At 63.5% G+C, this 15,773-nt stretch carries 13 protein-coding genes; 6 read left to right on the forward strand and 7 right to left on the reverse strand.

Features of this window, described 5'->3' with window-relative positions; genetic code table 11:
• Positions 1–134: 134 nt before the first annotated feature.
• Positions 135–962, reverse strand: coding sequence for a hydrolase (locus PGC08_RS07620; RefSeq protein WP_271709890.1), 828 nt, complete (start codon positions 960–962; stop codon positions 135–137).
• A 136-nt stretch (positions 963–1,098) separates the two neighbouring features.
• Complete coding sequence (locus PGC08_RS07625; RefSeq protein WP_271709891.1) at positions 1,099–2,292, reverse strand: ABC transporter permease; 1,194 nt, start codon at positions 2,290–2,292, stop codon at positions 1,099–1,101.
• A gap of 122 nt (positions 2,293–2,414) precedes the next feature.
• Here PGC08_RS07625 and PGC08_RS07630 point away from each other — a divergent pair, with 122 nt between their 5' ends.
• The 3 genes from PGC08_RS07630 to PGC08_RS07640 all read left to right on the forward strand — a co-directional run bounded on the left by PGC08_RS07630 (position 2,415) and on the right by PGC08_RS07640 (position 5,755).
• A complete protein-coding gene (locus PGC08_RS07630) occupies positions 2,415–2,984 on the forward strand; it encodes a TetR/AcrR family transcriptional regulator (RefSeq protein WP_271709892.1) in 570 nt (189 codons plus the stop codon).
• A 187-nt stretch (positions 2,985–3,171) separates the two neighbouring features.
• Positions 3,172–4,494 (forward strand): metal-dependent hydrolase family protein, encoded by a 1,323-nt coding sequence (locus tag PGC08_RS07635; protein ID WP_271709893.1) that lies wholly within the window; start codon positions 3,172–3,174, stop codon positions 4,492–4,494.
• A gap of 70 nt (positions 4,495–4,564) precedes the next feature.
• Positions 4,565–5,755 (forward strand): M20 metallopeptidase family protein, encoded by a 1,191-nt coding sequence (locus PGC08_RS07640; RefSeq protein WP_271709894.1) that lies wholly within the window; start codon positions 4,565–4,567, stop codon positions 5,753–5,755.
• Positions 5,756–5,818: 63 nt separating this feature from the next.
• On the opposite strand, the gene PGC08_RS07645 is transcribed toward PGC08_RS07640, so the two are convergent.
• Together PGC08_RS07645 and PGC08_RS07650 are read right to left on the reverse strand one after the other, a co-directional pair.
• The gene (locus tag PGC08_RS07645; protein ID WP_009883044.1) at positions 5,819–6,556 is read right to left on the reverse strand and encodes an MgtC/SapB family protein; all 738 of its coding nucleotides are present in this window, start codon (positions 6,554–6,556) and stop codon (positions 5,819–5,821) included.
• A 174-nt stretch (positions 6,557–6,730) separates the two neighbouring features.
• The gene (locus PGC08_RS07650; RefSeq protein ID WP_271709895.1) at positions 6,731–9,229 is read right to left on the reverse strand and encodes an ABC transporter permease; all 2,499 of its coding nucleotides are present in this window, start codon (positions 9,227–9,229) and stop codon (positions 6,731–6,733) included.
• A 202-nt stretch (positions 9,230–9,431) separates the two neighbouring features.
• Between PGC08_RS07650 and PGC08_RS07655 the strand changes: the two genes are divergently transcribed.
• Complete coding sequence (locus PGC08_RS07655) at positions 9,432–10,088, forward strand: TetR/AcrR family transcriptional regulator (protein ID WP_069599866.1); 657 nt, start codon at positions 9,432–9,434, stop codon at positions 10,086–10,088.
• Positions 10,089–10,127: 39 nt separating this feature from the next.
• Here the strand turns inward: PGC08_RS07655 and PGC08_RS07660 are convergent, their stop codons facing one another.
• The 3 genes from PGC08_RS07660 to PGC08_RS07670 form a co-directional block, all read right to left on the reverse strand.
• Complete coding sequence (locus PGC08_RS07660) at positions 10,128–10,838, reverse strand: DsbA family oxidoreductase (RefSeq protein ID WP_069599867.1); 711 nt, start codon at positions 10,836–10,838, stop codon at positions 10,128–10,130.
• A gap of 79 nt (positions 10,839–10,917) precedes the next feature.
• Complete coding sequence (locus PGC08_RS07665) at positions 10,918–12,048, reverse strand: Rv2578c family radical SAM protein (protein WP_271709896.1); 1,131 nt, start codon at positions 12,046–12,048, stop codon at positions 10,918–10,920.
• Positions 12,049–12,111: 63 nt separating this feature from the next.
• On the reverse strand, positions 12,112–12,648 hold the full coding sequence (locus PGC08_RS07670) for a flavin reductase family protein (RefSeq protein ID WP_096160893.1): 537 nt from the start codon (positions 12,646–12,648) through the stop codon (positions 12,112–12,114).
• Positions 12,649–12,953: 305 nt separating this feature from the next.
• On the opposite strand from PGC08_RS07670, the gene PGC08_RS07675 reads away from it, so the two are divergent.
• Complete coding sequence (locus PGC08_RS07675) at positions 12,954–14,294, forward strand: MFS transporter (RefSeq protein WP_096160895.1); 1,341 nt, start codon at positions 12,954–12,956, stop codon at positions 14,292–14,294.
• A 58-nt stretch (positions 14,295–14,352) separates the two neighbouring features.
• Positions 14,353–15,732, forward strand: coding sequence for an LLM class flavin-dependent oxidoreductase (locus tag PGC08_RS07680; protein ID WP_193069808.1), 1,380 nt, complete (start codon positions 14,353–14,355; stop codon positions 15,730–15,732).
• Positions 15,733–15,773: the final 41 nt, after the last annotated feature.

Genomic DNA, 15,773 nt, shown 5'->3' on the forward strand with positions numbered 1-15,773 from the left:
CGGCGAACAAGCCGACCAGGACGATTCCCCGCGAACCCCCACCGCCACCTCGGCGGTGGGGGTTTCTGCTTCGTGCATGTTGCTCAGGTCGTCGAGAATCAGGCCAGGTGCTCGGATCAGGCCAGGTACACGAATCAGGTCAGGTGGTCGTGAGCACCGGAGACCCACTCGGCATAGCGCTCGGCCGAGCTCGCCACCGCCTCTTTGGCTCCGCTCGAGATCATCTGCCCGAAGTTGCCGTACATGCGATCGAAGTCGAGGTCAGCCACCGAGGCGGCGATGCCTCTGACGACTCGCGCAGACAGCGGCAGATAGTTGGGGAAGCTGCGCATGAACGTCACCCAACCCGACCGGGCCACCGGTGCGATCGAATCTCCGCTGAGCATGACGCCGCGGCCGTCCTGACCAGTCCACAAAGCCACAGCGCTGCCCGGGAAATGGCCGCCCGTTCGCTGCAGTCGGACGCCGGGAACGGGTTCCGCGACGTGATAGTAACGCCAGATGTTGGGGCCCTCGCGCTGAACCCAGTCGGCATCGGCACGGCAGACGAAGATCGGGGCATCGTCAAAGGCCGCGCTCCACTCGAGCTGCAGGCCGAACATGTGGGGATGGCTGGCAGCGATGGCCTGAACACCGCCGAGGTCGGAGACTGCGGCGATGACGTCCTCGTCGATGTAGGGCGGGACTTCGAAGAGCAGATTGCCGTGCTCGGTCTGTGCCAGATAGCATGTCTGTCCGATGCCCAGCTTCGGTTCCACCCGCAGAGCATAGAGGCCGGGTTCGCGTTCGACGATGGAGACGCTGTGGTGTTCGGATTCGAGCTCGTCACGCGTCGTCCAGTCCTGGCCTGACTCCGGCAGCCACTGGCGCTCATCCGAACAGATCGGGCACACATCCGGTGGAGGCGTAGTCGTTTCGACACCGCACGTTCGGCAGATCGTCACGTTCGTCAGTGCTGTCATCGGGGAAAACCTCCTGCACCCGAGGATAGTCCTCGGGTGCAGGAGGGGCCAGATACCCGAGGTCGGGTGTGGCCCGACGTACGCTGATCTGGTCGCCCACGTGGGGGAGAGCCGGTCGTGGGAGAGTCCAGGCAGCTCAGCTCACAGCGGCGCGCTTCTTCGAATGGGCCAGAAGGTGACCGACGAGGATGAGGGCGATGCCCAGGACGAACCACCCGATGAGCACCCACCACTGCATCGCCATGGGCGCGTCAGGGAAGTAGGAGAGGTCTCGAAGTAAGGTTCCAGAGGCGCCCGGGACCAGGAACTGACCGATGTCTCCCCAGGCTCCTGCGAGGAATTCCTTCGGTGCTTGGAGCGAGGCGATCGGGTTGCCGATGAACATCGTCAGCACTGCGCCGATGGCAATGCCGCCTGGCCCTATCAGTGAGACGAAGCCGTTGATGAGGGCAGCCGTCGCCGCCACAGCAAGGCCGGCAGCCAGCACGTTGAGTCCGAAGTTGCCCTGCAGAATGCCGAACCAGGACTGCAGAACGAGAGTGAGTGCGAGTCCGCCGATGGCACCGTAGGCCAGTACCGCGACGGCACGCATGCGGCGCGAGTGGACGATCATGCTGGTGAGCACACCGCCGACGATTCCGCCGATGGTCAGAGGCAGGCCGGCTATCGCGAGGCCGGCACCGGTGGAGTCATTGTCGTTGAGCGGAACGACGTCGGTCACCGTGACCTGGGGGACCTCCATCGCCGAGGTGGTTGGGGCCTGTGCTTGCTCACCGGGGTTTTCCTGGGGTCCGGCAGGACCCTGAGATGCAGGGCTTTGAGATGCTGGGCCTTGAGATGCTTTCGCCAATGCGTCCTGCATCTCCTTCATTCCATCCTGCATTCCCGACATCGCCTGTTTGTCGATCTTCTGCTGCATCTGTGAGGCGATCCCATTCAGCTGTTGGGCAACGGCGGGGGAGGCTGCGGTTGAGGTGAGGATCTCGGGTTCGTCACCAACGATGAATGCTCCGTAGACCTCTCGCTCACGGATGAGCTGTTGCGCCTCGGCGCGGGAATCGACCTTCTTGAGATCGAGCATTCCCTCGGGAGCGTTCGCTGTGATCTGATCGATCTGCTTCTGATCGCCGACGGCTGCCACCGGAAGGTCCTTGGGCTCGGATGTCACGGTCGGCCAGCTGAACGCCAGCAGAATGATGGTGACGATGGCCGCGGCGAAGACAGCTGCGAGCAGAGCCTGCTTAAGGCTGGGTTTGGGTGCGCCCTTGGCTGGTTCGGCCTCGGGGCCCGTCTCGGCTGAGTCCGAGGTAGCGAGGATTCTCGTCTGCATGCCTGTCCAATCATTGAAAACGAATACTCGTTCTTTTTACTCTTGCGGGTACGATATATCAAGAATGGTCATTCGTTTTTGGGGGATTGGTGCCGAAGGTCACGGACGAACACAAGGAAGCCATGCGCACGCGGATTCAGGATGCCGCGCTTACGTGCTTCTCTCGCAAGGGCTTTGCCGGGGCGTCGATGGCCGACATCATCAAGGAGGCGGATCTCTCCGCCGGTGCCGTCTATGTCTACTACTCGTCCAAGGCCGAGCTCACTCTCGATGCCGGCAGGCGAATCATGGAACAGCGGGCAGCCGAACTGCAGGACTTCGGCTCGGCAGACGAGGTCCCGCCTCCTCAGCAGGTATTCCCGAACCTGCTGAACATGATTCTCCGCGACACACCATTCGCCCCGCTGCTGTTGCAGGTGTGGGCGGAAGCATCGCACTCGCCCGCCTTCGCGAAGGTCGCAGCGAAGATCTATACAGACCTGATTGACCGCTTCACGGCCTATCTGAGTGCGTACTTCCACCGGGGAGCAGGGCTGAGTGCAGATGCGGCGGAGGCGAAAGCTGAGCAGATCGCTCCCGCGGTCCTTGCGCTGATGCAGGGCGCGATCGTGCAGCATGCGATCTTCGGTGAGGATTCGCGTGAGCGCATTGCCAGCGCCATCGAAGCGCTGCTGACAGAGATCGCGGACTGAGGCGCTGCCCGAAGGGCTCGAGGTGTAGAAGTCTGCGTCTGAGGCTCCAACCTCGCGCCTGGGTTCGAAGTTCTCTGGCCGAAACTCTTTTAGGCCATGATGCGATCACTGCGCACCGCAGGGCGAAGAATGGTCAACAATGGCACCTGAAGCGCACGCTCGTCTGTCGAAAGGACCACGACCTCCCATGTCGATCGCCTACCTCCCCGCCACGAACCGCGAATCCGAGCACATCATCCTGCGCGGGGCCACTCTCATCGACGGCAACGGCGGTGACCCGATCACAGACTCCGAGATCGAGGTCCGGGACGGACGCATCGTCTACGTCGGGTCCCGGCGCGACGAAGGAGCCACCTCGACGAGGGAGGGCAACGACGCAGGTGACACGTCCCCTCGTGTCATCCAGCTGCAGGGCAAGACGATCATGCCCGGCTTCATCGACTCCCACGTGCACTTCGGACTCACGGTCGAGAACCCGGCGGCCAACCTCGCCCGCTTCGCCTCCGAGCGAATCGTGCGCAGCATCGTCAACGCCCGGAACACGCTCATGGCCGGAGTCACCACAGCACGCGACCTGGGTGGAACGGACCGCGGCATTCGCGACAGCATCGAGCAGGGACTGATCCTGGGACCGCGGATCCACCTGGCCATCAGCCCGCTGTCACCGACCGGTGGGCACACCGACTTCACAATGCCCAACGGCATGCCCACCATGCCCCCGATGCCCGTCGACCCGATCATCGACACCGATGACGATGTGCGCCGGACCATTCGCACCCTCGTACGCTCCGGGGCCGACGTGATCAAGGTCTGCACCACCGGTGGCGTCTCAAGCCCATCGGACACTCCCGACGACATCGGCGTACCTGAGGAACACGTGCGCCTCATCGTCGAAGAGACCGCCAAACGAGCAGGTCAGCCCGTCGCTGCCCACGCCCAGGGGGCCGAAGGCATCAAGGCCGCCATTCGCGGCGGAGTGCGCTCCGTCGAACACGGCTACGGAATCGACGACGAAGGCATCGAGCTCATGCTCGAACACGGCACCTTCCTCGTCCCCACGCTCAGCAGTGCACTGCGGATCCCGGATCCGAAGAATGTTCCCGGCTACCTGTACGAGAAGAAGGTCAAATGGTCAGCGATCGCACGCGAACGCGTCGCAGTTGCCATGGCTGCCGGGGTGAAGGTCGCACTGGGAACCGACGCTGGCGTGTGCCCGCACGGGCTCAACCTGCGCGAGGAGATGCACGCCGTCGAACTCGGTCTGACACCGATGCAGGCGATTGTGGCGGGTACGAAGAACGCGGCCGAACTGCTGCGGCTCTCAGCCGACGTGGGCACTCTCGAGGAAGGCAAACTCGCCGACCTCGTCGTCGTCGACTTCGATCCCCTGGCCGAAATCGCCGCCTTGGCTGAACCCGACAATGTCAAAGCCGTCGTCCAGGGCGGATCCCTGGTCAAGGACTCCGCCGGTTGGTTCGGCTCCGCCGCTGTCACCTCGGCGCTCGGATGATATTGACTCCGCCACGCACTATTTGCACGCCATCTGCACTCACCATCTCGACCACAGAAGAGGTACTTCAATGACGACCGACTTCCGGACAGAGGCTCTGTCCCTGACCACCGAACTGCGTGACCTGCGCCGCGAGCTTCACCGCAACCCCGAGCTGGGCCTGGAGCTGCCCTTCACTCAGCAGAAGATCCTCGACGCGCTCGAGGGCCTGCCGCTCGAGATCACCACAGGTCAGGACCTCAGCTCGGTCATCGCCGTGCTTCGCGGCGGCAAGCCCGGTCCCACGGTTCTGCTGCGCGGAGACATGGATGCCCTGCCCGTCACCGAAGCCACCGGACTCGACTACGCATCGATCAACGGAAACATGCACGCCTGCGGTCACGACCTGCACGTGACGGGTCTGGTGGGAGCGGCCAAGCTCCTGTCCGCTCATCAGGCAGAGCTGGCCGGGACGGTGGCATTCATGTTCCAGCCCGGCGAAGAGGGACCGGGCGGAGCCCAGCGCATGCTCGACGAAGGGATGTTCGAGACAATCGGATCGACTCCCGACTCCGCCTATGCCATCCACGTCGCCCCGGGAGTTCCCGGCACATTCGTCAGTCGTCCCGGCACCGTCATGGCCGGAGCCAATACGCTGCACGTGACGATGCACGGCAAAGGTGGGCACAGCTCCCGCCCCGAGGACGCCACCGATCCCATTCGTCCGCTCCTGGAGTTCGGCCAGGCACTGTATTCGATGATCACCGGATCGTTCAGCGTCTTCGATCCCATCGTCGCCGAGGTGACTCAGCTGGAGGCCGGCAACGCCGTCAACATCATTCCCGCGACGGCGAAGCTCGGTGCCTCCGTGCGTACCATGTCGGCCGATACGACGAAGAAGTTCCCTGCAGCCGCGACCCGCCTGGCAGAGTCGATCGCCGCCGCACACGAATGCACCGCCGCGGTGGTGTGGACCGAGCAGTACCCCGTGACGGTCAATGACGCGCAGGAAATCGAGTTCGTTGCCGAGACGCTGACCGAAGCCTTCGGGGCGCATCGCTACGTGACCGCCCCCAACCCGGTCATGGGTTCCGAGGACTTCTCCTTCGTTCTCAATGAGGTACCCGGGGCGTTCTTCTTCATGTTTGTCTCACCGGACGACGTCGATCCTGCGACCGCTGCGACGAATCACTCGCCTGAGGTCCTCTTCGACGACGCACACCTGCCGGACCAGGCTGCGGCGCTGGCCACCATTGCCTGGCAGCGGACCTTGCGAGGCTGAGTCCTGGCCTGAGGCGCACGGGCCTGAAGCCCACCGGCCTGCGCTGGCATGCGAGGGTCCGGGTCAGACGGTGTCGCCGTCCTCGTCGACCGAGTGGACCCGGTCCTCGCGCATACTCACCTTGTCCACGCCGGACAGCTCCATCAGGGGAGGGATCAGGAGGTGCAGAGGTGGCCTGCCCTCGAACTTCACGTCGATCTGGACCATCTTCACTCCGTCTTCCGATTCGAAGCGTTTGGAGTCGAGGATCGTGTTCGAATACCCCATGTTTCCGGCCACGGCGAGGATATCGCGGAGGATCCCGGACCCATCCTTATAGGCGATGCGCAGCAACTTGCGGTGAGAGTCGTCGGGGATGCGGCGGATCAGGGGAGCGATGACGAACAGGGTCAGCAGATGGAGTGCGGTGAGCATCATGGCCAGCGACAGCATTCCCGCGCCGCAGGCCATGCCCACGGCGGCTGTGACCCACACGGTGGCGGCCGTCGTGAGCCCGCGCACCATGTTCCGGCCCTTGAAGATGACACCGGCACCAAGGAAGCCGATGCCCGATACGATCTGCGCGGCGATCCGCGACGGATCGAGGCGAGCCTCGTCGCCGAGCACCGCGGCGAACCCGTAGGCGGAGACCAGCGTGAACGCGCACGTGCCGATGCCCACGAGAACATGTGTGCGATAGCCGGCGCTCTTCTGCCGGAACTGCCGTTCGAAGCCGATCAGAGAGCACAGGACAAAGCTGGCCAGAAGCAGTTCCGCCTCGACGAGGCCGGTCGGACCGAAGAATTCGATGTGAGAACCCATAATGCTTCTGACTTTAGCCCCTCACCTGTGCACGAAGTCGCCTTTCGCTATGAACACCGAGCACTGAACACTGCACCACACGTCAGAACAGGCCGGCGCGAGGTGGTTGTCCACCTCGGCGCCGGCCTGTCTGGGTCACGCGGGAACCGCAATCAACCGATCACACAGTGGCGATCACACAGTGGAGGGGATCCACTCCTGCTGATCTGATGACTCGGACCGATCGGCCGCCTCGGTGGGGCGATTGCTCATGCCATCGCCTGCGGTCGGTGCCATCGTGGGCCTGGAGGAGAGCCGGTGGTAATCGTTCGGATCGTCTTCGACGATCGTCGACTGCACGGTCTGGCCCGACTGTCCGAACTGGCTCGACTCGGCACTGTCCGATGCGTCAAAACCCTGCGCACCTGCAGATCCCGGTGCTGACTTCGGTCCTTCGAGGGCCTTGGCCTGCTTCCGGGCCTGCTTCTTCTGCTCCCGCTCACGTTCGAGGTGGAGGTTGCCGAAGTCATGCTCAGTCCGCGGCGGCTTGATGCTGTCGATGAGGAACACCAGCGCCAGGGACACGAGACCCCAGAGTCCGAGGACCTGCATATGCTCGGTGACCACATCGCTGTCGAAGTAGATGATCGAACGGATGGTCTCCACCGCGGCTGCCATCGGCAGGAAGTCGTGCAGCGTGGTGAAGAACGACGGGATCATGTACTCGGAGATCGCCCCGTTCGAGGCGGGCATTCCGGCGAACATCAGCGTGCCGATGACCGGAATGATCGCGAGCATGCCGATGAGTCTCTCGAAGACCATCGCGAACATGGCGATGCAGAAGATCGCGATGATCCCGGCTCCCCACAGCTGCGCGAAATGACCGTCGACGGCACCGGTGATCGGACCGGCGATGAGGGCGACGACCAGAGACATGAACGGTGCGTAGGCAGCGGTCAGCGGAATCATCCGCTTCAGCGGTCGACTCCACGGGTTCGCGTTCGCGCCGACGATGACGACCATGAAACCGGCCAGGATCCAGCCCATGGCGATGTACATGACGACCACGCCGTTCTTGTCCCGATCCGGCAGGGGCGCAACGTTGTCGACGTCGAGTTCCATGTCCTGCGCCGAAGCGACCTGATCGAAGATCCGGTTGACGACCTGGTAGGCACTGTTGTTCCCGGCCTCGTTCGCAATGAGACCGAACTCGGCATTCTTCTGAGTCGGCAGGACGAGAGCCGCGACCTCGTCACGGTCTTCGACCTGAGCTCGTGCCTCTTCCTTGTCCGACGTGGCGGTGAAGTCGAACATGTCTTTGCCCATTGACTTCTCGAGGTCGGCGATGGTGTCCTTCGCCTGCTCGGTCGAGGAGCCGACCACAGTCACGGGCATGTCCTTGGGCGTGGGGGAGCCCATCGCGCCGAGCATGAAGGTGAGCATCATCGTGACCATCGCCAAGGGGAAGACGATGAGTGAGATGTAGCGCCACACCTTCGAATCCGGGCGCCGACCACCGTGCAGCGAGGGAATATTGACATCCAGCGGCTTCGGATCCGGATTGCGTCGGTGGGAGATGAAGTCATAGGCCTTCGTCAGCAGCAGACCGACGACGGCTCCGATGGCCAGGACCAGGAGGTGCTCGGTGACTCCTGCGCCGTCGAAGTACAGCACGGATCGCAGTGCTTCGCCGATCGCGGGCATGGGCAGAATCTCGTGCGTGAAGCGGTAGAACGCCGGCATCGTGTACACGGGGTAGGACAGGTTCGACGACGGCATACCGAGGACCATGAGGAAGAAGATGCCGACGATCACGCCCAAGGCACCGACGATTCGGGTGATGAACAGCTGCATGCAGGAGATCGCGAACACGCCCAACCAGGCTATGCCGAGGACTGGGACAGTGTCCTTGACATCGACGATGTCGAGAATCGGGCAGACAACCGTCCAGACCAAGCCGGCGATCACCGCGGCCCAGGCTCCGAGGATGGGGACGATGCGTTTGAACTTCAGCAGTTCGGGCGAATTCGAGCGCAGCACGCTGAAGGGCAGGTATCCGGCCATGACGATGGCTGTCATGAGGAACATTGCCCCGAGTCCCGACGGATCGTTGTCCGGCAAGGACGCAATGTCCTCGGTGGCGACGTCGAGGCCCTCTTCCTGCAGGGCGGGCATGACGAGACCGGTGACCGTCGTCTGCTGTTGAACTCCGGCACCTCCGGCGGTGTAGAGCGTGGCCTTATCGCCCTCGATGACAACCGCCGCCGAGGCTTCGCGATCGTAGACCATCTCACGTGCGGTGTGAGCATCCTCGACCGTGTCGACGTCGAGGGCATCCGGTTCGGCACCGTCGAGTGCGAACTTGATGTCCGCGGCCTTCGAATCCGAACCGGCCACCACGACGGGCATGTCGTTGGCCGAGGGGGAGTGCATGGTGCCGAGGTAGCCCGTGATCATCATGCCCACCATGATGAGCGGCATGATGAAGATCGCTGCCGTCCGGCCGATCAGCTCTGCCTTGGCGCGTTTGGCGGCTGCAGCCTCTGCATCGGCATCGGTGGTGTGCTGCTCGTTCGTCGACTGCGGTGCCTGGTCGTGGTCCTGGCTGTCGTCGTAGTCGTGATCGTGCCTGGTGTCGTGTGAGTCATGCTCACGGGCCTCGCGGCGGGTGAGCGGCGGTGGTGGTGTGGCCACTGTCGTCCTCCTGATGGATCGGAAGTCGAGTGATCACCGTTGACCACCTTGAACTCGACTACTTTAAGACACGTGACTTAGAATTGTGAAATCGACAGAGATTTGCCAAGGTGAGGGCGATGCTCGCCGAGGTGGTCAGGCCGCTGATATCGCGGCAGGGAGTCCGCGTCGTGAGCCACTTGAGAATGAAAGAATAGGGACTATGGGAAGCCAGAGTGACAGAGCGCGCGAGGTGCTGCTCAACTCCGCAGAGGAGCTCTTCGCCATCCACGGCATCGATGCGGTGTCGAATCGCCGCATCGTCGACTATGCCGGGGCTGCGAATCATTCCGCGATCTCATACCACTTCGGAGGGCGAGACGGTCTGCTGCGCGCACTTATGGAGCGTCATGTCGCCGCGATGTCCCTGCGCCGAGACGATTACATCGCTGGCCTGGGGGAAGCTCCGAGCATTCATGATTACGTCCGCAGCAGAATGGGCCCGTTGTTCGATGTTCTCGCCGATCTGCCGCGGCCCAGCTGGCGTGCACAGTTTCTCGCGCAGATGGGAATCGTGCCCTCAGCCGTCGAGATTATGAAGTCCGTGTTGGCTGAGTCCTCGCTGCCTGACGGGTTGAGATTCATCCACGGCGAGATGGAGGGTATTCCCGAAGGGGTCCTGCGCGGCCGGGCCTATCTGCTGGCCCATATGGTCACCAGCGCGTGTTCTGACCAAGAGGTGAGGATGAATGAGGGGACCCACAAAGGTGACTGGGAGCAGGTGGGGCGATTCCTCATCGATGCCGCCGCTGGCATGATCGCAGGCCCCGTGACATCACCGGACGGTGCGATCCGCTATCCCTCGATTCCGTACCTGTAACGGGTGGCTGCGCGAGGATAAATGTCTTGCGGGACTGAATCAGTCGCAGCCTTCGGGCCCGCACACTGCGCCATCGCGAAAGGCTTCGTCTCCGCCGGCAAGCACTGTGAGCTTCTGGCTTTCTCCCCACGCGGTCTCGAGCGCTTGTGTGAATGCCTCGGGAGGCTGGGCACCGGAGATTCCGTATTTGCGGTCGATGACGAAGAACGGGACTCCGTTGGCACCCAGTGCCTGAGCCTCGGCGATGTCGGCCTTCACCTCGGCGGTGTACTCATCGGTGGAGAGGACGCGACGGGCCTCGTCGGCGTCGATGCCAACGGCGCGGGCCACCTCGGCGAGATACTCGACGTCACCGATGTTGCGGCCCTGCTCGAAATGACCGGACAGAAGGGCTTCCTTGGCCTGGCTCATAACCCCGTGGGACTTGGCCAAGTGGAGGAAGCGATGAGCAGTGAAGCTGTTGGCCACGACGATGGAATCAAAGTCATAGTTCAGGCCCTCGCCAGCGGCCTGCGCGGTGACGTGATCGAACATCTGTCGAACCTGCTCGGCGGGCATGCCCTTGGCCTGGCTGAGGTAGTCGGTCTCGGTTCCCGCATAGTGCTCGGGCAGGCTCGGGTCGAGCTGGTAGCTGCGCCATTCGACCTCGACGTCATCCTTGTGCGCGAAGCCGTCCAAAGCGGTCTCGAAGCGACGTTTTCCGATGAAGCACCAAGGGCAGGCGATGTCCGACCAGATTTCAATCCTCATGACAGCTAGAACCCGAGCGTGAGACGGGTTATTCCCCGGTCTTGGGTGCTGGAGCGAGCGCTGGCCTGGTGGGTTCGAATCAGAACAGCGCTTCCTGTGGCGGGGGAGTCAGGCTTGCGGCTTGAGCTGCGGTCGACGTTGCGGCCCCGGACCGCGTCCGGTCTCCGCGCTTCGTCATCGGGTAATCATCGTCGGCGGAGCCGCGCAGGTCGTAGGCGTCGATGAGCGGATTGATGCGCCGGCTCAGCCAGGCGCGGTACTCCTTCGACGCATAGGAGGACTTCGCATACATCCGGCGGTAACGGGGGAGCAGCTCGGGATGTTCGCGTTCGAGCCATTCGAAGAACCACTCGCGAGCACCCGGTCGGAGATGCAGGGCACCATAGACCACGCGGCTCGCGCCGGCCTCCTTGATGGCGCTCAGCGCGGCATCAAGATGGTCCATGGAGTCGGTGAGCTTCGGCATCACCGGCATGAGGAAGACCGTGACGTTGAAGCCGAGGTTCGCGGCCGCTCGTACTGTTGCCAGGCGTGCTGTCGTCGTCGGTGTGCCCGGTTCGATCGTCTGCTGGAGGGTGTCGTCAAAGACGGCGATCGACATGCTGATCTCGACATCGACGTCCTCCCTGGCGCGGGCGAGCAGCGGCAGGTCGCGGCGCAGCAGCGTGCCCTTCGTCAGCACTGACATCGGGGTGCCGTGCTCGGCCAGAGCGGTGATGATGCCAGGCATGAGAGAGTAGCGGCCCTCGGCTCGCTGGTAGGGATCCGTGTTCGTGCCCAGGGCCACCAGCTCACGTGCCCACTTCGGTTTGGCCACCTCGGCGGCGAGGACCTCTGGGGTGTTGACCTTGACGATGACCTGCCTGTCGAAGTCCTGCCCGGAATCAAAATCGAGGTAGCGGTGAGTGCTGCGGGCGAAGCAGTACACGCAGGCATGAGAGCACCCGCGGTAGGGGTTGATCGTCCAGGTGAAGGGCATCGAACTGGCCGCGGGCACCTTGTTCAGGGCCGACTTCGCCAGCACTTCGTGGAAGGTGACGCCTGCGAACTCCGGGGTTCGAACACTGCGCACGAGTCCTTTGAGGCCGAAGAGTTCGGCGGGTGGGGCAGTGGTGGCTGATTCGACCGGGCCCGCTTCTGCACCAGCCGACGCTGAGCCGGTCTGTGCGCCAGGTGTCGGTGTAAGCGTGCTCTGCTGATTCCACCTCATGACTACATTCGAACACGTGTTCGAGTGTGAGTCAAGGGTGCTCGGGGTGGCAGGTGATGCGCTCTAGGGGGCTGTCATGCCCTTGAACTCGCTGCGATGGAAGACGAGCGCATCGGTGTTCGGTGGGTCATCAGCCCGGACGTCCGCGCCCTCCAGGCTGGTGGTGTCGAGGATTTCGAGCAGTGCGACGGTGTGGTCGCCTGCCTCGACCTCGTTGTAGAGGCGCGTCCACAGGTGGGCGGGGCTGCCGGGGATGGTCAGCGCACCATCGGTGGTGATCACGGGGTCGATCCCAGAGAATCGCGAGGCACGATCCTTCGAAGCCAGCTGCCTGACCAGGAGCGACTGATGGGCGCCGAGGAGGGAGACTCCCAGTGCGGGTGCTGCCCGCAGCAATGGCCACGTGCTCGAGGTGGTCTGCACCGCAACGCTGATCAGAGGTGGGTCGAGCGAGACACCTGCGGTCACCGTTGAGGCGACCAGTCCGAGGGGTGTGCCGTCGACTTCGGCGCCGATGAGTGCGACGGCCTGGGGGAAGTGGGAGAAGGTCTCACGCAGAGCATCCGGTGACACGGCTGCGGCTCGTGCGATCGTCGTCATGAACTTGCCTCCGGTGGAATTGGGCTGTTGAGCGGCTGTGACTGCTGAGATCTTCCGCTCAACAAAGCCTTACTGATCTCAAGCGATCATCACAGATATCGCCGACAAGTGCATCCCGATATGACACCAGTGAGTCTTCGTGCGTCCCCATATGACGATCAAAGTCCAACAGTGACGCGGCGACACGAACCGCCACAGAGTCCCTAGATTGCTCAACGAAACTCAGACACTGATAAAGCACCTGACCACGGTAAAGCACCAGGTTCTGAAGAGACACCCTGACCACGTCGATGAGGGAGAACCCCATGTCACAGACCTCCGCAGTGGAGACGATCACCCCGGACCCACCTCGGCGATTCCTGGACGGGAAGAAGCGCGTGCTCGCCTCGGCCTTCGCCGGCACCACCATCGAGTGGTATGACTTCTACCTCTACGGCACCGCCGCCGCACTCATCTTCAACGTCCAGTTCTTCCCCAGCGGCAGCGAACTCGGCAGCAGCCTTGCCGCATTCGCCAGCCTCGCCGTCGGATTCTTCGCCCGACCGTTGGGCGGCATCATCGCCGGACACCTGGGCGACCGAGTCGGACGCAAGGCCTTACTCGTCGTCTCCCTGCTGTCCATGGGCATCGCCTCGACGCTCATCGGTCTGGTGCCGAACTTCAACACCATCGGCTGGTGGGCCGCTGCCGCACTTGTCGTCCTGCGCATCGTCCAGGGACTCTCCGCCGGCGCGGAATGGGGAGGATCGGCACTGCTCTCGGTCGAACACGCACCCCCACGCAAACGCGGCCTGTTCGGATCCTTCACCCAGATCGGATCCGCCGCGGGCATGCTGCTGGCCACCAGCGCCTTCTTCTCCGTACAGACCCTCCTCACCCCCGAGCAGTTCGAATCCTTCGGCTGGCGCATCCCGTTCCTCGCCTCGGCACTGCTCGTGGCATTGGGACTCTGGATCCGCCTCGGCGTCTCCGATGCCCCAGAGTTCCAGGAACTCAAGGACTCCGGCAACGTCGCCAAGGCACCTCTGCGCGACGTCCTGACCAAGCACCCACGCGTCCTCCTGGTCACGATCGGCCTGCGCCTGGCACAGAACAGCGTCTTCTACCTCATCACCGTCTACATGCTCAGCTACCTGGCCGAGAACCGCGACGACTCGACCGCCGGCGTCACCGCCGTGATGATCGCCTCCGCCATCGGCCTGTTCACCGGGCCTCTGTGGGGATGGATCTCTGACAAAGTCGGTCGCAAACGCGTGACCATCGGCGGCATCATCGGAGTGGCCGCCTTCGGGTGGATCTTCTTCGCCTTCCTCGACGCCGGCCCACTGGCGTTCCTGCCCATCGTCGTCATCCTCGGCATGAACCTCGCCCACGACGCCATCTACGGACCCCAGGCAGCCTGGTTCGCCGAGCAGTTCCCCATCGAGATCCGCTACTCGGGCGTGAACATGGGCTACCAGCTGGGCACCGTCATCGGCGGAGGCATCATGCCGATGGTCGCGGCACTGCTCTACGTCATCGGCGGCCACTCACCGTGGCTGATCTGCGGCTACCTCACCCTGCTGTGCCTGCTTTCACTCATCGCAGCACTGGCGGCGAAGGACCCCGCCCGGGAGCTGGCGATCAGCGCCCGCGCGGGCGACTGAGCTCGCACCTGACTCCTACTGACCTGCCACCTGACACCGACAAGGAAAGAGACACACGATGACGAAACCGATCATTCTCAATGCCTTCGACATGATGACACCTGTCCACCAGTCACCAGGACTGTGGCGCCACCCGGAATCACGAGTCGAGGAATTCACCCAGCTGAACTTCTGGACCGATCTGGCCAAGACCCTCGAGGAAGGAGGATTCTCCTCCCTGTTCCTCGCCGACATCCTCGGCGTCTACGACGTCTACGGAGGCAATGCCGACGTCACCAACCGCGGGGGAGTCCAGTTCCCCCTCCTCGACCCGCTCGTTGCGGTGCCCGCCATGGCAGCGGTGACGAAGACGCTGGGATTCGGTGTGACCGCCTCGGTGACCTACGAACAGCCCTACCTGCTGGCCAGGACGCTGACGACCCTCGACCACTTCACCAACGGGCGCGTGGCGTGGAACATCGTCACCAGCTACGTGGACTCCGCGGCACGCAACCTGGGACTAGAAGGCCAGATCCCACACGATGAGCGCTACGACCGGGCCGACGAGTACATGGACATCATGTACAAGCTCTTCGAAGGCTCCATCACGCCAGAGGCACTTCGCGCCGACGCCGAGGCCAATGTCTTCGTCGACCCCGACCAGGTTCGCGATATCAATCACGAGGGCAAGTTCTTCACCGTCCCCGGGCAGGCGCTCGCCGTGCCCGGCCCGCAGGGAACACCGCTGCTGTTCCAGGCCGGCGCCTCCAAGCGCGGACAGGAATTCGCCCTCGACCACGCCGAGGCGATCTTCTTCTCCGGACCCACCCCGGAGATCCTGCGCACCTGGGTCGACAAGGTCCGCGACGGACTCGAAGAACGCGGACGGGCCCGCGACAGCGTGAAGATCTTCGCGCTCGCCACCGTCGTCGTCGACGACACCGACGAAGCCGCAGAGGCCAGGCTCGCCGACTACACGCGCTACGTCGACACCGAATCCGCACTCTCCCTCTTCGGAGGCTGGACCGGCGTCGACCTCTCAGGTGCCAATCCCGAAGACCCGCTGGAATACGTGGCCACCGATGCGAACCAGTCCGCGCTCGCCTCATTCACCACGATGGCCGGTGATAAGACCTGGACCATCCGCGACCTCGCCGAGTTCGTCGCCATCGGCGGACGTGGACCGGTCATCACCGGTGCACCCGCAACGATCGCCGACGAGTTCGAACGTTGGATGGACGAGGCCGACATCGATGGTTTCAACATCGCCGCGGCCGTCCGCCCTGCCGACGCCGAACGGTTCACGAAGTACGTCTCGCCCGAACTGCGTCGTCGCGGTCTCCTGCCCGAACCCGTCGAAGGTGCCACAGTCCGTGAGCAGCTCACGGGACAGGGACCCCGGCTGGCCGATGATCACAAGGGTGCAGGATTCCGGCTGGGATCTGACGCTCTGGTGTGAGCCTGCGCGGGCAAGTTCGACTAGGTGGCCGGTAGATGAGC

This window comes from Brevibacterium sp. BDJS002, from assembly GCF_028201555.1.
Lineage (GTDB): Bacteria > Actinomycetota > Actinomycetes > Actinomycetales > Brevibacteriaceae > Brevibacterium > Brevibacterium aurantiacum.